Origin of the sequence: Kribbella sp. NPDC059898 (assembly GCF_042730855.1) — a bacterium.
Taxonomy (GTDB): Bacteria; Actinomycetota; Actinomycetes; order Propionibacteriales; family Kribbellaceae; genus Kribbella.
The window spans coordinates 640,803-656,739 of sequence record NZ_JBHWKR010000002.1; the positions used below are offsets into that span (position 1 = coordinate 640,803).

Sequence of the window (15,937 nt, forward strand, 5' to 3'; positions counted from 1 at the left end):
CGGCATGACCGAGGTCGGTACGACGGCGTTGCGGCACAACCCGCTGAACGCGGTGACGGCGAACGTCGAGCGGGTGACGTACACCGACGGGCGCACCGCCGTACGGAAGGAACTCAGGCGGCCGGCCGACGAGACCGGTCCGTGGGCGGCGTCGACCGATCCGCGGCACTGGAACTACTGGCGCCGCGAACTCGAGGTCTACCGCGACGACGAACTCCGCGCCCGGCTCGCCGACGCCGGCCTGGTCCTCCCGTACGCCGAGGTGGATGAGCGACCGGACGGCGCCGAGATCCTGATGGAGGACATCGCCGGTACGCCGGGCACGCACTTCAGCCTCGCCGAACACGCCGTACTCGCCAGAGCCTGCGGCCGTTGGCAGGCGCTGCCCGCGACCGAACGCCCGTGGACGTCGACCGGCTTCCTCCGCGACTACTCGACAACCCGCGTCGTCCCGTGGCACCTGATGACCGACGACGACGCCTGGCAGCAGCCGCTCGTCCGCGACAACTGGCCGCCCGAACTCCGGCAGGCCTGGACGGCGCTGCTGGTGCACCGCGACAGCCTGCTGAAGCTCGTCGAGTCGCTCCCCCGCGCCCGCTGTCACCTGGACTTCTGGGTGTCGAACGTGATCCAGCGCCCGACCGGCGAACTCGCGCTGTTCGACTGGTCGTTCGTCGGCGACGGCGCGCTCGGCGAGGACATCGGCAACTACGTCCCGGACGCGGTGTTCGACCTGTTCTGGCCGGCCGAACGGATGCCCGAACTCGCCGAGACCTGCATCACCAACTACCTCGACGGCCTGCACGAGGCGGGCTGGCGCGGCGACCCGGACCAGGTCCGGCTCGCGGTGATGGCGTCCGGCGTGAAGTACGCGTGGCTGCTGCCCGGTCTGCTCGGCCGCGCGTCCGACGCGACCCACAGCGCCTACCACCGGCAGGCCGACAGCCGGCACCTCTTCCAGCAGCGCGGCCAGGCGTTGCTGTTCGTCGCGAACTGGTGCGCCGAGGCGCTCAGCCGAGCACAACGGTGAACCCGCCCGGCGGTACCACCGCCCGCGCCGGATTGCCTTGGGCAACCAATCGCCCGGACGCGTCGTAGCTCCAGGCCTTCCGGCCCGGGACGGTGACGGTGCGGGCGGTGGTGTCCACGCTGACCAGCAGCGTGGCGGTGCCGATCCGCAGACTGCTGATCATCGGGACGAGGAGCAGCGCATCAACGTCGGCGGTTCCGTCGGCCACGAGTGCGGTTGCGCCGGCCGGCAACGGCTTCGGCAGGGTCAGCGGCCGGAGTGCGCCCGGTGCCGCGGAGATGCCTTGCGGACCGCCGCGCGGGTCGAGAGTCCCCAGAGCTGTGCTGCCGGAGCGCCACCCGGTCCGAGTCCGGTTTTCGGTCACGTTGACGACCGGCAGGACGAGGCGCGGCTGGGCGGCCGCTGCCAGTGTCCAGGTCGCGGTCCCGTCGAGGGCCAGGTAGGAACCGTTGCTCCATTGGGATTCACCGGTCCACGCCGACGGCGGCGTGACGACCCGGCCACCGGTCGCCGACTCCGCCTTCACGACCCGGAGACCGTCGTACGACGGGACGCCGGACAGCCGGGCGATGTCCGGAGCAGCGTCGAGGGCGAGCATCGAGAGCTGACCGTGGATCGTGGACTCGGCGCCGGAGTTCCGGTTGATCGCGCCGTCGCCGGAGATGCCGTCGTACGTGCGGCCGGTAGCGGCGTCGTACATCGCTTCGCCGGCGTGGTTCGCGCCGAAGTACCACGCGGCGACGAAGGCGGCCAGGTGGTGCTGCCCGAGGGCGAGGACCGCCTGCAGACGGGCGTCGACGCCGTACGCGATCTGGGAGCGGTCGATCGGGACGGGGAGCCAGCCGTTGTCGGGTCCGCCGGCCGTGAGCAGCAGCGGCGTGAAGCCGGCGACGTCGCCGACCGCGGCGGGCAGCAGATCGGGCCGACCGAGGGCCGCCGCGGCCGCGGCGACCGCGGACGGCATCTGTGCGCCCCACGCGTGCCAGTCCGAGATCGACTCGGCCCACGGCAGCAGCGCGCGGAACGGCCACTCCCGGGTCGAACCCGCGCTCAGCTTCGCGATGCCTTCCGCGAAGCGCGCCAGAGCACGGCGCGCCGACGTCGAGCCGCCGGCCCGCACGTACGCCGCCAGCCCGAGCACCGCCTCCGACGTCGCGTCCGCGCCGTTGACGATCAGCCAGGCCGGGAGGCGGCGTCCGTCGACGATGTTGTAGTCGCCGTACCGCACCAGCACCTGGCGTTCGAGCGCTGCGATCGCCAGCTCGAGCCGCTCGCGCAGGAAGCTCGCGAAAACGCTGTCCGTGTGACGGAAGACGTCGTACCCCTCGCCCAGCGCCCAGGCCGTACGAGCCAGCCAGTACGACGGCCCGGAGTCGGACGGGTCCGGGAGCTCGACCGGCTCGGCGCTTGGGTTGAGCGTCCCGTCCGGCTGCATCCAGAGCACGACGTTGCCGTTCGGCGACTGCAGGAACGTGAGCGCCCGCAGGAGTCCCTGCGCCGCGTCGAGCGACGCCGTACGGCGAAACTGCTGCCAGTGCCGCAGATAGACCACGGCAGCCCGCGCGATGTCGTCCGCGTTGAAGGCGCCCTGTCCGTAGGTGTTCGTCGTGGGGTTGTACGTTCCGCCGCCCACCCGCCGGTACGACCCGTCGGCCTGGTGCTCGGCGTACGTCCACAGCACGCCGATCGGTCCGGAACCGAAGGTGGAGTGACCGGCCGCCGCAGGTGGGGTGACCGTGGCGCGCAGGAAGTCGAGGTGGGCGAGGTTCGAGAGCCGCCCGGCCGCCGCCGCGGGAACGGTCACAGCCGATGCGGCTGCGAGGGCGGCGGCGCCGCCGAGGACGGTGCGGCGGGACGGCTTCATGATGTCCGGTCCAATCTGGCGACGCCGATGGCGGCGTCGGCCATGCCGTAGAAGACGTAGTGCTGACCGTCGATCTCCTCGATCGCCGTCGGGAAGACGACGTTTCCTACCGTTCCGACCTTTTCCGCCTCGGTTTCCGGGACCATCAGCGGCTCGGCGGTCCGGGCCACGACACGCGTGACGTCCGCGGCGTCCAGGATCAGCGCGCCGGCGGCGTACTCGACCTTCTGGGTGGTCGGGTCGAAGCCCTCCGGCTGCTCGCCGGTGACGCCGTGGTGGATGACGAGCCAGCCCTCGGGGATCCGCAGCGGCGCCGGACCGGCGCCGATCTTGAGCTCCTCGAACGGGTACTCCGACATCGCGACCAGCCGGTGGTGCCGCAGGTGGACGAGGTTCCGTACGTCGGCCTCGACATCCGCCACCGGTACGAACGACACCCAGATGCCGGGCCGGTCGTCGGTGATCCCGGCCGGGAGGTGCACGCCCTCGCCTTCGCGGAACCAGCCGAGGTCCCACATCGGCCGATGCAGCATCGCATACGACGGAACGCCGTCCGGACCGGGCACCGGCTCCGGGAAGAAGACGGTGTCCTTGTTCGGAAACAGGTTCAGGTCGGTGTCGAGCTCGGGCTGGTACTCGAAGTGCAACGGGCCCAGCCGCCGCCACTCCCGCAGGTCGGACGACACCGCGAGCGCGGGCTTCGGACCGAGCGGACCGTAGGCGACATACGTCATCACGTGCAGGCCGAGCGACGGTACGTACGTCACGCGAGGATCCTCGACGCCGGCGTTGTTCGTGCCGCGCTCCCACCCCTCGTCCGGTGCGAGCACGACGCCTTCCCGCCGTACGCCGGCCGGCACCCCGTCGTCGAGCACCACGGCGGCCAGCCCGACCCGCGATACGTTGCCGGGAGCAACGAGCCGCGGCAGCAGGTACAGCTGCCCGTCGGGCGTGTGCCCGGTGGCCGGGTTCAGCACCCCTTCCGCCTCGAGTTCGTTGCCCGGCTCCGCCGTCATCAGTACGCCGACGCGGGTGAGGGTGTAGGGAACAGTCACAGGAAGCCCTTCTGGAATTAGCCTTTGACGCCGGAGGACAGGTTCGTGGAGATGAACCGGCGCTGGAACACGATGAACAGCGCGACCGCGGGCGCGGCCAGCACGCACGCACCGGCAAGGACGGCGCCGAACGGGTTCGCCGCCCGCGCCGAAACGGTGGTCAGGTAGTTGGACAGCGAGACCGCGAGCGGTTGCAGATCCTGCTGCTTGGTGATCAGGAACGGCCAGAGGAACTCGTTCCACGGCCCGATGAACGTCAGCAGCACCGCGGTGAGCAGCGCGGGCCGGACGAGCGGTACGGCGACCCGCCAGAGGATGCTCAGCTCCGACGCCCCGTCGATCCGGGCCGCGTCGAACAGCTCGGCCGGCAACTGCAGGAAGTACTGGCGGAAGACGAACACCGCCGTGGAGTTGATCAGGAACGGGAGGATCATCCCGAGGTACGAGTCGGCCAGGCCGTAGCTGCGCACGATCAGCACGTAGAGCGGGATCGTCAGCAACTGGAACGGCACGACCTGGATCAGCAGCATCAGGTTGAACACCATGCCCCGCCCGCGGAACTGCAACCGGGCCAGCGCGTAGCCGGCCAGGACGCCGAACACCAGCGTCCCGAGGATCACGCCGCCGGTGAAGATCCCGGAGTTGATCAACGACCGGCCGAGGTGGATCGAACTGTTGATCTCGGCGTAGTTGTGCCCGGTCAGGTTCGCCGGGTTCGGGAACGCACCGCCCACGGACGGGTCGGGTTCGGCCTGCAGGCTGCCGATGAGCATGTAGTAGAAGGGGAAGAGGAAAACAAAGGCTCCGACCAGCAGCGCGACGAACTTCAGCCTCACGACTCCTCCCTCCCGACGAACCGCCGTTCGAGCAGCGCCAGCAACAGCACACCGATCACCAGCAGCACGCCGATCGCCGCACCCACGTCGGGATGACCCTGCTCGATTCCGCGCTGATACATGATCAGTACTGGGGAAGCAGATGCACCGTCCGGGCCACCACCTCCGGTCAGCAAGTAGGGCTCGGTGAACAAGTTCGCCCCGGTCACCGTCGCCACCAGCACGACCAGCGTCGTCGCCGGCCGCACACCAGGAACCGTCACGTTGAGGAACGATTTCCAGCGGCCGGCGCCGTCCATCGACGCGGCCTCGTACAGGTCTTTGGAGACGTTCTGCAGCGCGGCCAGGTAGAGCAGGATGAAGAAGCCGAGCTGTTTCCAGGTGACATAGATGGCGACTGTCGGCATCGCCAGACCCGAGTTGACCAACCAGGACGGATCGGGAGCGAGCGGGCCCAGGACCGAGTTGATTAGCCCGTTCGAGTTGAAGAGGAAGAGCCAGACGCCGACGACCGCGACGGACGCGGTGACGTAGGGGACGTAGTACGACACGCGGAAGAACGTGCGCCAGCGGATCGCGGCGTTCAGGGCGTTGGCGAGGCCGAGCGACAGCACGACGGTCAGCGGGACGTTGATCACCAGGAAGATCAGCACGTTCCCGAACGCCCGTCGTACGGCGGGATCCGACAACACCGTCACATAGTTGGCGAATCCCACGAACGGCCGCTCCACCACCGCGCCGGGCGCCGCGAAGAAGTAGTCGTGGAACGACATGTACACGGCGAACCCGAGCGGATAGGCGAACACCGCGGCCAGGAACACGACGTACGGCGCGACGAACACCGTCCCGACCGGGTGCGCACCGAGGATCCGGCCGATGAGCCCACGTCTCATGACTGTTTGACGAGCTGATCGACCTTCTGGGCGGCGTCGTCGAGGGCCGCGCCGGGATCCTGCTGGCCGAAGATCACGGACTTGGAGTAGGCGTCGCGGAAGGTCTGCCAGATCGTGATCGAGTTCGGCACGTTCGGCACCTCGACGGTCCGGGAGGCCTGATCGGCGAACAGCTTGTAGTCGGGGTTCTTTGCGAAGTAGTCGGCGTACGTCGACGCGACGTCCTTGCGCAGCGGCATCTGCCCGGTCGCGGCCAGGAACTTGCCGTCCTGCTCCTTGCTGGTGGCGAACTTCAGCACGTCCGCGGCGGTCCCGCGGTTCTTGCACGCGGAGTACATCGCGACGTTCTTCGCGTCGGAGAACGTGTGAATGTCGGAGGCAGGCTTGCCGGACGAGGTCGGCACCGGTACGACACCCCAGTCGACCTTGCCCTTGTACGTCGCGATCGCCCACGGACCGACCACCGCCATCGCCGCGGTCCCGTCGACGAAGGCGTCACCGGTGTACTTCTCCTGCGAGGCGAGCTTGTCCTTGTACATCGTCCGCCAGAAGTCGACGACCTTCTTGCCCTCGTCCGAGGCGAACGTCGCCTTCCCGTCGGCCACCAGCTGCTTGCCACCGGACTCGGCCGCGTACAGCGGGTAGAAGTCGAACCAGGACTGGAAGAACTCGTTGCTCGGCGCCGGGTAGATCGCGAACTTCGCCGCCTTCGACGCGACGACCTTGCGGGACGCGGCGAGGAACTCGTCGTACGTCTGCAGCTTCGGATCCGGGATCCCCGCCTTCGCGAAGATCTTCTTGTTGTAGAAGATCATCACCGGGTTCGACTTCCACGGCAGCTGGTAGTACTTGCCGTCGGGCGACTTGTACTGCTGCGCGACGTCGCCGGACCGCTCCTCGATGTAGGAGGCGTCCAGCGGGACCAGACCGCCCTGCTTCTGGAACTGCGAGACCGACGCCGGCGAGGTGTTGAAGATCAGGCACGGCGCGTTGCCGGCCGTGATCGCGGCGCCGATCACCTCCTCGGAGGACTTCCCGGTCGGGATCTCCTGGGCGGTGATCTTCTGGTCGGCGTGCGCGGCGTTCCAGGCCGCGACCATCTGCTTGCCCCAGGCCACTTCCTCGGCGTTGTTCGAGTACCAGATCTTGATCGGCCCGCGGGCCTTGGCCGCGGCGTCGGCGTCACCAGCGCCGCCACCGCCGCTCCCGCACGCGGCGAGCGAGCCGGCCAGGGCGATGGCCAGCAGTCCAGCTTGCAACTTCATAGGTCCTCCTAGAGCGGGGGTGCTGAAGTGGAGCGTCGGACGACGAGCTCCGCGGGCGGCAGCTCGACGTCGGGTACGTCGGTCTCGCCGTCGACGACCCGGTTCAGGGTCCGGGCGGCGGCGACACCGAACTGGAACGGGTCCGCGCGGACCGTGGTCAGGCCCGGGTGGACGTACTCGGCGAGCTCGCTGTCGTCGAAGCCCGCGATGCTGAGGTCGTCCGGCACGGTCAGGCCGGCGGCCTGGGCGGCACCCAGACCCGCGATCGCCATCCGGTCGTTGGCGTAGACGATCGCGGTCGGCGGCTCCGGCAGCGCGAGCAGCCGCCGGGTCGCCGCGATCCCGCCGGCCGCGGTGAAGTCGCCGGCCTCGACCGCGACCGGTTCCAGTCCCGCGGCGACCAGGGTCTCGACGAGCGCCGTGGACCTTGCGGTCGCGTGCACGAACGCGGGCGGGCCGGCGACGTGCGCGATCCGGGTGTGCCCGAGTCCGAGCAGGTGCTCGACGACCGCGACGGTGCCCGGCCGGTCGTCGAGCACGACGGCCGGGAACGGCGACTCGCCGTCCGGACGGTTCAGCGTCACCGCCGGCAGACCGAGCTCGACCAGCAGGTCGATCCGCGGGTCGTCGTGCCGGAGGTCGGACAGGAACACCCCGTCGACCCGGGCGTCCTGTGCGAGCCGCCGGTACCCGTCCGCCTCCGCGCCGTCGGCGACCACCTGCAGGACCAGGGCCTGCCCGCGGGTCGACAGCACACTCTCGACACCCGCGATGAAGGCCGGGAAGAACGGATCCGAGGACAGCACCGCCGGGTCCCGGGTGATCACCAAGCCGAGCGCGAACGCCTTCGAGACCGACAACGAACGCGCCCGGTTGCTCGGCCGCCAGCCGAGCTCGTCGGCGGCCGCGAGGATCTTGTCCACGGTCGCCTGCGCCAGCCCAGGCCGCCCGTTGAGCGCGAACGAGACCGACCCTTTGGACACCCCGGCCCGCCGGGCAACATCCGCGATCGTCGGTCGTTTCGTCACGCCAGCGCTCCTTTAAACCGGTTTAAACAGCATTCAAACCGGTTTAAAACGACCCTGTCAAGAGGTGAGAGGACAGCAGCGCACAGCCGTCCAGGACGTTTCCGTTCGTGGCGAGTTCGACGATGTCCCCGGACGCGTCAACAGTGCCGACGACACGGCCGCCGCTGACCAGTCGCAGCGCCGGCGCACCCAGCCGCGCCTGGTACGCCGCTCTGACCCAGGCCATGGAGTGCCCCTGGAAGTCCAAGGTGGCGTGACCGTCCGGGTAGGTCGTGATCGTGCCGGGACCTCCGTTGTCGTAGGTGATCGTGGCGCCGGTGTCCAGATTGGTCAGGCTGTTGACGAGCGGCCCGGCCACGCGCGTACTGATCGAGCCGTCCGCGTTGACAGTCCGGTGCACGACGTACTCGCGGTCCTCGACCACGCCGATATGGACCGGGAAGCCGCAGACGTCCGCAGGAATGTCCGCGGGGGTATTGCCGACCGGAACGCGGTGACGACCGCCGGCCGCCTGCGCGGAGCCGGTGGTCAGCGCGATCAGCGTGGTGACGAGAAGGACGAGCTTGGATGATTGTACGAATTTCATATTATATGGATACCATATAGCCAGGCCGACCTGGTTGCGCACAGTCGCGCTGGGGAGCGGGATTCGCGCATTTGTTTGCAGTGTTCCCTTGACCGGACAGTCGGTCCGTCGCTTAACCTGGTCCGCAGTGACGCACCCAGCCGGTAGCAGGCCGATGGTCTGAAATCCGGTTTTCCGGCGCCAGGGTTGGTGAGAGAGCCCGAGGCGGGGTCGCGTCCCCGGGACCGATGGAGCAAATCGTGTCCAAACTCACCCGCCGCCTGCTCGCAGCAGCCGCGGCCATCTTGACGCCGGCCCTCGCTGTCACCGTCCCTCTCCTCAACCGGAACACCGCCGACGCGGCCGTCACGCTGCCGCCGGCCCACGCGAAGTTCGACTACCAGATCGGCGGCGCGTACACCCCGCCCGCCGGTGTCCAGGTGGTCACCCGCGACCGGACCGCCGCCCCGGCGGCCGGCCTCTACAACATCTGCTACGTCAACGCGTTCCAGGTACAGCCGGGCGAACAAGGCCAATGGGCCGCCGACCTGCTGCTCCGGGACGCGGCAGGCAACCTCGTCATCGACCAGGACTGGGGCGAACCCCTGCTCGACCTCCGGACCGCGGACAAGCGGAACCGGGTCGCCGCCAAGGTCAACGGCTGGATCGACGGCTGCGCCGCCAAGGGCTACCAGGCGATCGAGCCGGACAACTACGACAGCTACACCCGTTCGAAGAAGTTGCTCACCGCAACCCAGGCCGAGGCGTACCTGAAACTCCTGGCCACCCACGCACATGGCAAGAACCTCGCCATCGGCCAGAAGAACACGGTCGAGCTGGCCGGTGACCGGCAGACCGTCGGCCTGGACTTCGCCGTCGCCGAGGAATGCGGCCAGTACGACGAGTGCGCCGACTACGTCGATGCCTTCGGCAACAACGTGATCGTGATCGAGTACACCGACAGCGGCCGCCGGAAAGCGTGTTCGCAGTACGGCGGAACGCTGTCGATCGTGCAGCGCGATGTGGACGTGTCGGTCCCGGGCGACTCCGGGTACGTCCGCAAGACCTGCTGAAACTCCTTTTTCCGCTCCCTTTCTGGAGACCGACATGTCTCAGCATGCTCGACACCTGTCCCGTCGCGACGTCCTCCGGGCCGCGGCCGCCGCGGCGGCCGCCGGAACCCTGGCGGCGTGCGGCAAGAACGACGACCAGGGCGCCGACGCCAACGGCGTCGTCACGCTCGATCTGTGGCACGGCCAGGTGGATCTGGGGAAGGCGGCGATCGATTCGCTGATCGCCGCGTTCAACCAGAGCCACCCGAAGATCAAGGTGGTCGGCGGCGGTGGCGGGGTGACCGCGGACAGCATGCTGCAGAAGGTCACCGCGGGGCTGGCGGCGGGGTCCTACCCGGACATCGCGTACATCTTCGGGTCGGACCTCGCCAGCCTGACCAAGAGCCCGAAGGTCGCCGACCTGACCGGGAAGCTGAAGATCGACGACTACTGGCCGGCCGCGAAGGACGCGGTCAGCGTGAAGGGCAAGGTCCGGGCAGCGCCCGCGCTGCTGGACTCGCTCTGCGTGGTCTACAACAAGAAGCTGTTCAAGGCGGCCGGCGTCGCGCCGCCGAAGGACGGCTGGACCTGGGACGATTTCGTGGGCACCGCCAAGCAGTTGACCAATCCGGCGAAGGGCGTCTTCGGCACCGGCTGGCCCGGGGTCGGCGACGAGGACACGGTCTGGCGGATCTGGCCGATGATCTGGGACCTCGGCGGCGACGTGGTCAGCGGCGACGGCAAGAAGGTCGGCTTCGACTCCGTCGGCGCGCAGGCGCTCGGGACGCTGGACAGGCTGCGCACCGACAAGTCGCTGTACGTCGACCCGAAGCCGGGCAGCGAGCAGCTGTACCAGGTGTTCCTCGGCGGGCGGATGGGAATGGTTGCCACCGGCCCCTGGCAGCTCCCGGAGTTGAAGGACGCCGGGGTCGCCTACGGCGTCGTACCGCTGCCGTCGTACTCGGGGAAGCCGATCACGATTTCTGGGCCGGACACCTGGACGGTCTTCGACAACGGGAAGGCGAAGGTGCAGGCGGCGACCGAGTTCGTCAGCTGGCTGGCCGACCCGGCGCAGGACATCCAATGGGACATCAAGGGCGGCAGTCTGCCGATCACCAAAGCGACCGCGGAACTGCCCGCCTGGAAGAAGCACTCCACCGAGACGAACGGGCTCGAGGTGTTCGTGAAGGCCCTCGACACCGCGAAGGTGCGGCCGACGATCACGACGTACCCGAAGATCTCGGAGCAGGTCGGGCAGGCGATCGCGGCCGTACTGCTGGGGAAGCAGAGCCCGGAGGACGCGTTGAAGCAGGCCGTTGACCAGTGCAACCAGTTGCTGGCGGTGCCGAGCTGATGGCCAGTGTGGTCGGGACCTTCACGGTCGATCCGCGGAGCCGGGCGGCGAAGCGGCGCCGGCGCGGTGAGGGCGCGACCGGCTGGGCGTTCGTGAGTCCGTCGGTGGTGATCATCCTCGGGCTCAGCGTCGTACCCGTGCTGTGGTCGTTGCTGCTGTCGTTCCAGGTGAACGACCTGGTCTCCCCGAGCGAGTGGGTCGGGCCGGCGAACTACAAGGCGCTGCTGAAGGACCCGTCGTTCGGGTCGGCGGTCTCGCACACGCTGGTCTACACCGCGTTGTACGTACCGCTGAGTGTGGTCGCGGGGCTGGCGATCGCCATCGCGCTGGACCGGAAGATCGCGTTGATCGGGCTGTACCGGACGCTGGTGTTCGTACCGTTCGTGGTGTCGGCGGCGGCGCAGGGCGTGCTGTTCTCGTTCGTACTTGATCCGGAGTTCGGCGTCGCGAACTCGCTGCTGCACAAGTTCGGGCTGCCCGCGCAAGGGTTCTTCAGCGATCCGGGGCAGGCGTTGTACCTGCTCGTCGCTATCTCCTTGTGGAGCGGCACCGGGTTCTGCGTGATCGTCTATCTTGCCGGTCTGCAAGGGGTTTCGGGCGAGCTGGTCGAGGCCGCACGGATCGACGGCGCCGGTCGTTGGGGCGTACTGCGGCACGTGACGCTACCGGCGTTGACGCCGGTGTCGATCTTCCTGCTGCTGTTCCAGACGATCAACGCATTGCAGGTGTTCGACCTGGTGTTCGTCACCACGAAGGGCGGACCGCTCGGGTCGACGACGGTGATCGTGTACTTCATCTGGGAGAAGGCGTTCAAGACGTTCACGGCCGGGTACAGCGCGGCGGCGGCGTACACCTTGGCGGTCGCGTTGCTCGTGGTCGGGGTCGCGCTGCAGGTCTACCGGCGGCGGGTGGCGGCCCGGTGAAGCGGATCAGCGGGTGGCCCTTCAGTCGATGGCACTTCGTACTTGCGCCGTTGGCGTTGCTGTTCGCGTTGCCGCTCATCTGGCTGCTGGTCAGCTCGGTGATGAGCAACGCGGAGATCAACCGGTTTCCGCCGGCGTTGTGGCCGCACAGCATCAAGTTCGACGGGTACCGGTACGTGCTCGGAAACGCGCTGTTTCCGCGCTGGTTCCTGAATTCCTTCATCGTTTCCGCGGTCGCCGTGACCGCGAACCTGGTGCTCGGGTCGCTCGGCGGGTACGCGTTCGCCCGGATCCGGTTCGCCGGGTCGAAGGTCGTACTCGGGCTGATGCTGGCCACGATGGTGATCCCGTTCCAGCTGACGATGATCCCGACGTTCCTGGTGATGAAGCAGCTCGGGCTGATCGACACGCTCGGCGCGCTGATCGTTCCGTCGCTGGTGACGCCGCTCTCGGTGTTCCTCTTCCGGCAGTTCTTCGTCTCGCTGCCGCGCGAGCTCGAGGAGGCCGCCTGGATCGACGGCTGCGGGCGGCTGCGGATCCTCGTCTCGATCGTGCTGCCGCTGGCCCGTCCGGCGTTGAGCACGGTCGCCGTACTGACGTTCCTCGCCACCTGGAACGACCTGACCTGGCCGCTGATCGCGATCAACAGCGACTCCACGTACACCCTCCAGCTGGGACTCACGACGTTCCAGGGGCAGCACCACACCCAGTGGTCGGCCGTCATGGCCGGCAACGTCATCACGGTGCTGCCTGTCCTGCTGGGGTTCCTCCTGGCCCAGAAGGCGTTCATCCGCTCGCTGGCCTCCACCGGACTCAAAGGCTGACCCATATGAGTTTCGATCTGCTCGTGATCGGTGACGCGAACCCCGACGTGGTCGTCGGGCCCGTCGACCAGCCGATCCTCTTCGGCCAGCGGGAACGACTCGTCCCGCACGGCTCCCTCGTCCTCGGCGGCTCCGCCGCGATCATGGCCTGCGGCGCGGCCCGGCTCGGCCTGCGGGTCGCGTTCGCCGGCCGGGTCGGCGACGATCCGGCGGGCGACTTCGTCCGTACGTCGTTGTCCGATCGCGGGGTGGATGTGGAAGCGTTGGTGGTCGATCCGGCGCTGCCGACCCCGTTGACCACGATTCTCACGTCGGGGGACGATCGCGCGATCCTGACGTCCCCGGGATGTTTGCCCAGTACTGCTGCTGAGGATGTGCCGCGCAGCCTGGTGCGGTCGGTGCGGCATGTGCATGCGGGGTCGTTCTACTTGATGCCTCAGCTGGCCGCCGGGTTGGCGGGGATCTTCAAGGAGGCGAAGGCGGCTAAGGCGAGTACCTCGCTGGATCCGAACGACGATCCGGCCGGCAAGTGGGACCGGATGGTGCTCGACCCGGTGTTGCGGGTGACGGACTACTTCCTGCCCAACGCGGCCGAGGCGCTGGCCCTCACCGGGCACTCTTCGGTGGCGGACGCCGCCGGCATCCTCGCGCGCCGGATGGCCCGTCGCGGAACCCTGGTCGTGGTCAAGAACGGCCCAGACGAAGCACTGGCCCACAACGGGTCCAGGGCCATCACCGCACCGGCGTTGAAGGTCGACACGGTCGACGCCGTCGGAGCAGGTGACAGTTTCGATGCCGGCTGGGTGGCTGCCGTACTCAACGGATCCAAGCCGGACCGCGCGCTGGCGATCGCCGCCGCCTGCGGTTCGCTGTCCACCCGCGCTGCGGGCGGAACAGCCGCTCAACCGACCTGGGAAGAGGTAACAGCATGACGACGATCGTCTTCGTCGGAGCAGGAAGCGTGGTGTTCACCCAGGGGCTGTTGGCGGATCTGTTCGGTCTCGAACTGGGGGCGCTGGAGATCCGGCTGCACGACATCGATCCAGAGCGACTCGAGACGGCGGCGGCCGCAGCGACGTACATCGCTCGCGAGCTTGGTGTGACGCCGCGGATCAGCACGCACCTCGAACGGCGGGCGGCGCTGGACGGCGCGGACTTCGTGATCAACATCGTGCAGGTCGGGATGAATTCTGCCACGCACGTCGACTTCGAGATCCCGGCACGGTACGGGCTGCGGCAGACGATCGGCGACACGCTCGGCGTCGGCGGTGTGTTCCGCGCGCTCCGGACGTTCCCGGTGCTGCGCGGCCTCGCGCACGACATCAACGAGGTCTGCCCGGACGCGTGGCTGCTCAACTACACGAACCCGATGGTGATGAACGTCTGGTACCTGAAGGCGCTCGGCGTCCGGAACGTCGTCGGCCTCTGCCACTCGGTGTACTGGACGATGCAGGGCCTGTCCGAGCTGGTCGGTGTACCGTACGACGACGTCACCTACCTGGCCGCGGGCGTCAACCACCAGTCGTGGGTACTGCGTTTCGAACGCGGCCGGGAGAACCTCTACGACCGGCTGGACGAGGCGATCGCGGCCGACCCGGAACTGCTCCGGCGGGTCCGCGTCGACATGTACCGGCGCCTCGGCTTCTACCCGACCGAGACCAGCGAGCACTCGTCGGAGTACGTGCCCTGGTACCTCGGTCACACCAGCGAGGTCGAACGCCTCCGGCTGCCGGTCGGCGCGTACCTGGACATCGTCGCGGAGAACCTGGCGAGCTACGAACACACCCGGAACGCGCTGAAGTCCGGCGACCCCGTCGAGGTCGAACCCACGATGGAGTACGCCCCGCAAGTCATCCACAGCATCGTCACAGGCACCCCCCGCACCATCTACGCCAACGTCCCCAACACCGGCCTCATCCCCAACCTCCAGTCCAGGGCCATCGTCGAGGTCCCGTCTCTGGTAGATGCTTTGGGCATCCGACCCACAGCTGTCGGCGAGCTACCCGCACAGTGCGCCGCCCTCAACCGCGCGTACCTGAACGTCGCCGAGCTCACCGTCCAAGCAGCCCTCACCGAAGACCCCCGAGCAATCCGCCAGGCCGTCATGGTCGACCCCGCCACCGCCGGAACTCTCACCGTGGAACAGATCTGGGACCTCTGCAACGACCTGGTCCTTGCCCACCACAACTACCTGGACCCGTCGCTGAGAGCCGCCCTCAAGTAGTTGCCGTACGCCGAGAAACCGGTCAGTATCCCGGCCGCCGTCGGCTGACCGGTGAGGGCGCCGACACCCTGGCCCGCGTAGATCGAGGCGCTGGCCGGGTCGGCGGCGCGGGTGCCGTCAACGTAGTCCTGATGCGCCGCGTCCTGGGTCTTCAGTTCGTCCTCGTGTCCTTCCCAGGTGTCGAAGAACGTGTTGCGGAGGGCGCGGCCGCCGAACTCGTCCGGCCACCCGGCGCGGGAGGCGGCGTCGAAGACGGTGCCGTAGACGGTGTCGGTCTCGTCAGCCTCGATGATGCGTTGACGAGCGGGCTCCTTGGTCTGGGCCTCGACGCAGGTCAGGAACGCCGTACCGATCCAGCCGCCGACGGCGCCGGCCGCGAGGACGGCGGCGAGTCCGCGCGGACCGGAGATGCCGCCGCCGGCCAGGACCGGGAGGTCGGTGCGGTCGAGAATCGCCTGCAGCAGCGGCAACGTGGCGACGGCGTTGCGCCCGTGGCCGCCGGCTTCGGCGCCTCGGGCAACGATCACGTCGACGCCCGCGTCCACGGCCGCTCGGGCGTCGGCGACGGTGCCGGCCTGGGTCGCGACGACGATGCCGGCCTGCTGCAGGATGCCGACGTACGGCGCATACTCGCCGAAGCTGAGCGAGACGAGCGCGGGCTGCAACTCGAGCACCGCGTCAAGATGCTCCGGGTGGTCAGCCACCGACCAGGCCATCAGCCCGATCCCATACGGCTTCCCGCCCGCAGCGGCGATCGCACCCTCGGCCCGGATCCACTCCGCCGAAACCGCCGATCCCGCACCAAGCATCCCCAGCCCACCCGCAGCGGAGATCGCCGCCGTCAACACTCCCCCGCTGACGCCGGCCATCGGCGCTCCGACGACCGGCACACTCAGCCCGAACTTCTCCGTCAGCCACATGCACCCAGCGCACCACACGCCGCGCTCCAGACGCCATGGCGCGCGCCACACAACACAGGCGCCGTGGGGCTCCTGTGACTGATGTATGGATCGGACCGCGCGTC

Annotated in this window: 15 protein-coding genes; 7 read left to right on the plus strand and 8 right to left on the minus strand. The window is 68.6% G+C overall.

All coding sequences use genetic code 11. The features are described 5' to 3' along the window. Positions 1–4 precede the first annotated feature (4 nt). Positions 5–1,030, plus strand: coding sequence for an aminoglycoside phosphotransferase (locus ACFV9C_RS08610; RefSeq protein ID WP_380191785.1), 1,026 nt, complete (start codon positions 5–7; stop codon positions 1,028–1,030). Here the strand turns inward: ACFV9C_RS08610 and ACFV9C_RS08615 are convergent. From ACFV9C_RS08615 to ACFV9C_RS08645, 7 genes are read right to left on the minus strand one after another with little or no spacing between them, the layout of a single operon-like run. Next, entirely contained in the window at positions 1,011–2,894 is a 1,884-nt protein-coding gene (locus ACFV9C_RS08615) for a hypothetical protein (protein WP_380191787.1), read from the minus strand. The genes ACFV9C_RS08610 and ACFV9C_RS08615 overlap by 20 nt on opposite strands. Continuing rightward, positions 2,891–3,949, minus strand: coding sequence for a glycosidase (locus tag ACFV9C_RS08620; RefSeq protein WP_380191789.1), 1,059 nt, complete (start codon positions 3,947–3,949; stop codon positions 2,891–2,893). Before ACFV9C_RS08620 ends, ACFV9C_RS08615 begins: the two co-directional genes overlap by 4 nt. A 17-nt stretch (positions 3,950–3,966) precedes the next feature. Continuing rightward, positions 3,967–4,785: a carbohydrate ABC transporter permease gene (locus ACFV9C_RS08625; protein ID WP_380191791.1), complete on the minus strand. Its 819-nt coding sequence runs from the start codon at positions 4,783–4,785 to the stop codon at positions 3,967–3,969. Beyond that, positions 4,782–5,678: a carbohydrate ABC transporter permease gene (locus ACFV9C_RS08630; protein ID WP_380191793.1), complete on the minus strand. Its 897-nt coding sequence runs from the start codon at positions 5,676–5,678 to the stop codon at positions 4,782–4,784. The genes ACFV9C_RS08625 and ACFV9C_RS08630 overlap by 4 nt, the downstream gene beginning before the upstream one ends. After that, a complete protein-coding gene (locus tag ACFV9C_RS08635) occupies positions 5,675–6,943 on the minus strand; it encodes an extracellular solute-binding protein (RefSeq protein ID WP_380191795.1) in 1,269 nt (422 codons plus the stop codon). Before ACFV9C_RS08635 ends, ACFV9C_RS08630 begins: the two co-directional genes overlap by 4 nt. Before the next feature lie 8 nt (positions 6,944–6,951). After that, complete coding sequence (locus ACFV9C_RS08640; protein ID WP_380191797.1) at positions 6,952–7,971, minus strand: LacI family DNA-binding transcriptional regulator; 1,020 nt, start codon at positions 7,969–7,971, stop codon at positions 6,952–6,954. A 43-nt stretch (positions 7,972–8,014) separates the two neighbouring features. Then, on the minus strand, positions 8,015–8,557 hold the full coding sequence (locus ACFV9C_RS08645) for a hypothetical protein (RefSeq protein WP_380191798.1): 543 nt from the start codon (positions 8,555–8,557) through the stop codon (positions 8,015–8,017). Between the two features lie 239 nt (positions 8,558–8,796). Here ACFV9C_RS08645 and ACFV9C_RS08650 point away from each other — a divergent pair, with 239 nt between their 5' ends. From ACFV9C_RS08650 to ACFV9C_RS08675, 6 genes are read left to right on the plus strand one after another with little or no spacing between them, the layout of a single operon-like run. Beyond that, a complete protein-coding gene (locus ACFV9C_RS08650) occupies positions 8,797–9,609 on the plus strand; it encodes an endo alpha-1,4 polygalactosaminidase (protein WP_380191800.1) in 813 nt (270 codons plus the stop codon). A gap of 34 nt (positions 9,610–9,643) precedes the next feature. Continuing rightward, positions 9,644–10,942, plus strand: coding sequence for an ABC transporter substrate-binding protein (locus ACFV9C_RS08655; protein ID WP_380191802.1), 1,299 nt, complete (start codon positions 9,644–9,646; stop codon positions 10,940–10,942). Beyond that, the gene (locus ACFV9C_RS08660) at positions 10,942–11,865 is read left to right on the plus strand and encodes a carbohydrate ABC transporter permease (RefSeq protein ID WP_380191803.1); all 924 of its coding nucleotides are present in this window, start codon (positions 10,942–10,944) and stop codon (positions 11,863–11,865) included. The genes ACFV9C_RS08655 and ACFV9C_RS08660 overlap by 1 nt, the downstream gene beginning before the upstream one ends. Beyond that, positions 11,862–12,689 (plus strand): carbohydrate ABC transporter permease, encoded by an 828-nt coding sequence (locus tag ACFV9C_RS08665; RefSeq protein ID WP_380191805.1) that lies wholly within the window; start codon positions 11,862–11,864, stop codon positions 12,687–12,689. The genes ACFV9C_RS08660 and ACFV9C_RS08665 overlap by 4 nt, the downstream gene beginning before the upstream one ends. Before the next feature lie 5 nt (positions 12,690–12,694). After that, positions 12,695–13,621, plus strand: coding sequence for a carbohydrate kinase family protein (locus ACFV9C_RS08670; protein ID WP_380191807.1), 927 nt, complete (start codon positions 12,695–12,697; stop codon positions 13,619–13,621). Continuing rightward, positions 13,618–14,913: an alpha-glucosidase/alpha-galactosidase gene (locus ACFV9C_RS08675; protein WP_380191809.1), complete on the plus strand. Its 1,296-nt coding sequence runs from the start codon at positions 13,618–13,620 to the stop codon at positions 14,911–14,913. The genes ACFV9C_RS08670 and ACFV9C_RS08675 overlap by 4 nt, the downstream gene beginning before the upstream one ends. Here ACFV9C_RS08675 and ACFV9C_RS08680 read toward each other — a convergent pair. Beyond that, positions 14,877–15,833, minus strand: coding sequence for an NAD(P)H-dependent flavin oxidoreductase (locus tag ACFV9C_RS08680; protein WP_380191811.1), 957 nt, complete (start codon positions 15,831–15,833; stop codon positions 14,877–14,879). The two genes, ACFV9C_RS08675 and ACFV9C_RS08680, sit on opposite strands and share 37 nt — an antisense overlap. Between the last annotated feature and the right edge of the window lie 104 nt (positions 15,834–15,937).

Bases quoted from the DNA above. Each gene is read 5' to 3' on its own strand.
- ACFV9C_RS08645 (WP_380191798.1), bottom strand. From the start codon at position 8,557: ATGAAATTCGTACAATCATCCAAGCTCGTCCTTCTCGTCACCACGCTG.
- ACFV9C_RS08615 (WP_380191787.1), bottom strand. From the start codon at position 2,894: ATGAAGCCGTCCCGCCGCACCGTCCTCGGCGGCGCCGCCGCCCTCGCA.
- ACFV9C_RS08610 (WP_380191785.1), top strand. From the start codon at position 5: ATGACCGAGGTCGGTACGACGGCGTTGCGGCACAACCCGCTGAACGCG.
- ACFV9C_RS08675 (WP_380191809.1), top strand. From the start codon at position 13,618: ATGACGACGATCGTCTTCGTCGGAGCAGGAAGCGTGGTGTTCACCCAG.
- ACFV9C_RS08655 (WP_380191802.1), top strand. From the start codon at position 9,644: ATGTCTCAGCATGCTCGACACCTGTCCCGTCGCGACGTCCTCCGGGCC.
- ACFV9C_RS08670 (WP_380191807.1), top strand. From the start codon at position 12,695: ATGAGTTTCGATCTGCTCGTGATCGGTGACGCGAACCCCGACGTGGTC.
- ACFV9C_RS08635 (WP_380191795.1), bottom strand. From the start codon at position 6,943: ATGAAGTTGCAAGCTGGACTGCTGGCCATCGCCCTGGCCGGCTCGCTC.
- ACFV9C_RS08630 (WP_380191793.1), bottom strand. From the start codon at position 5,678: ATGAGACGTGGGCTCATCGGCCGGATCCTCGGTGCGCACCCGGTCGGG.
- ACFV9C_RS08680 (WP_380191811.1), bottom strand. From the start codon at position 15,833: ATGTGGCTGACGGAGAAGTTCGGGCTGAGTGTGCCGGTCGTCGGAGCG.
- ACFV9C_RS08660 (WP_380191803.1), top strand. From the start codon at position 10,942: ATGGCCAGTGTGGTCGGGACCTTCACGGTCGATCCGCGGAGCCGGGCG.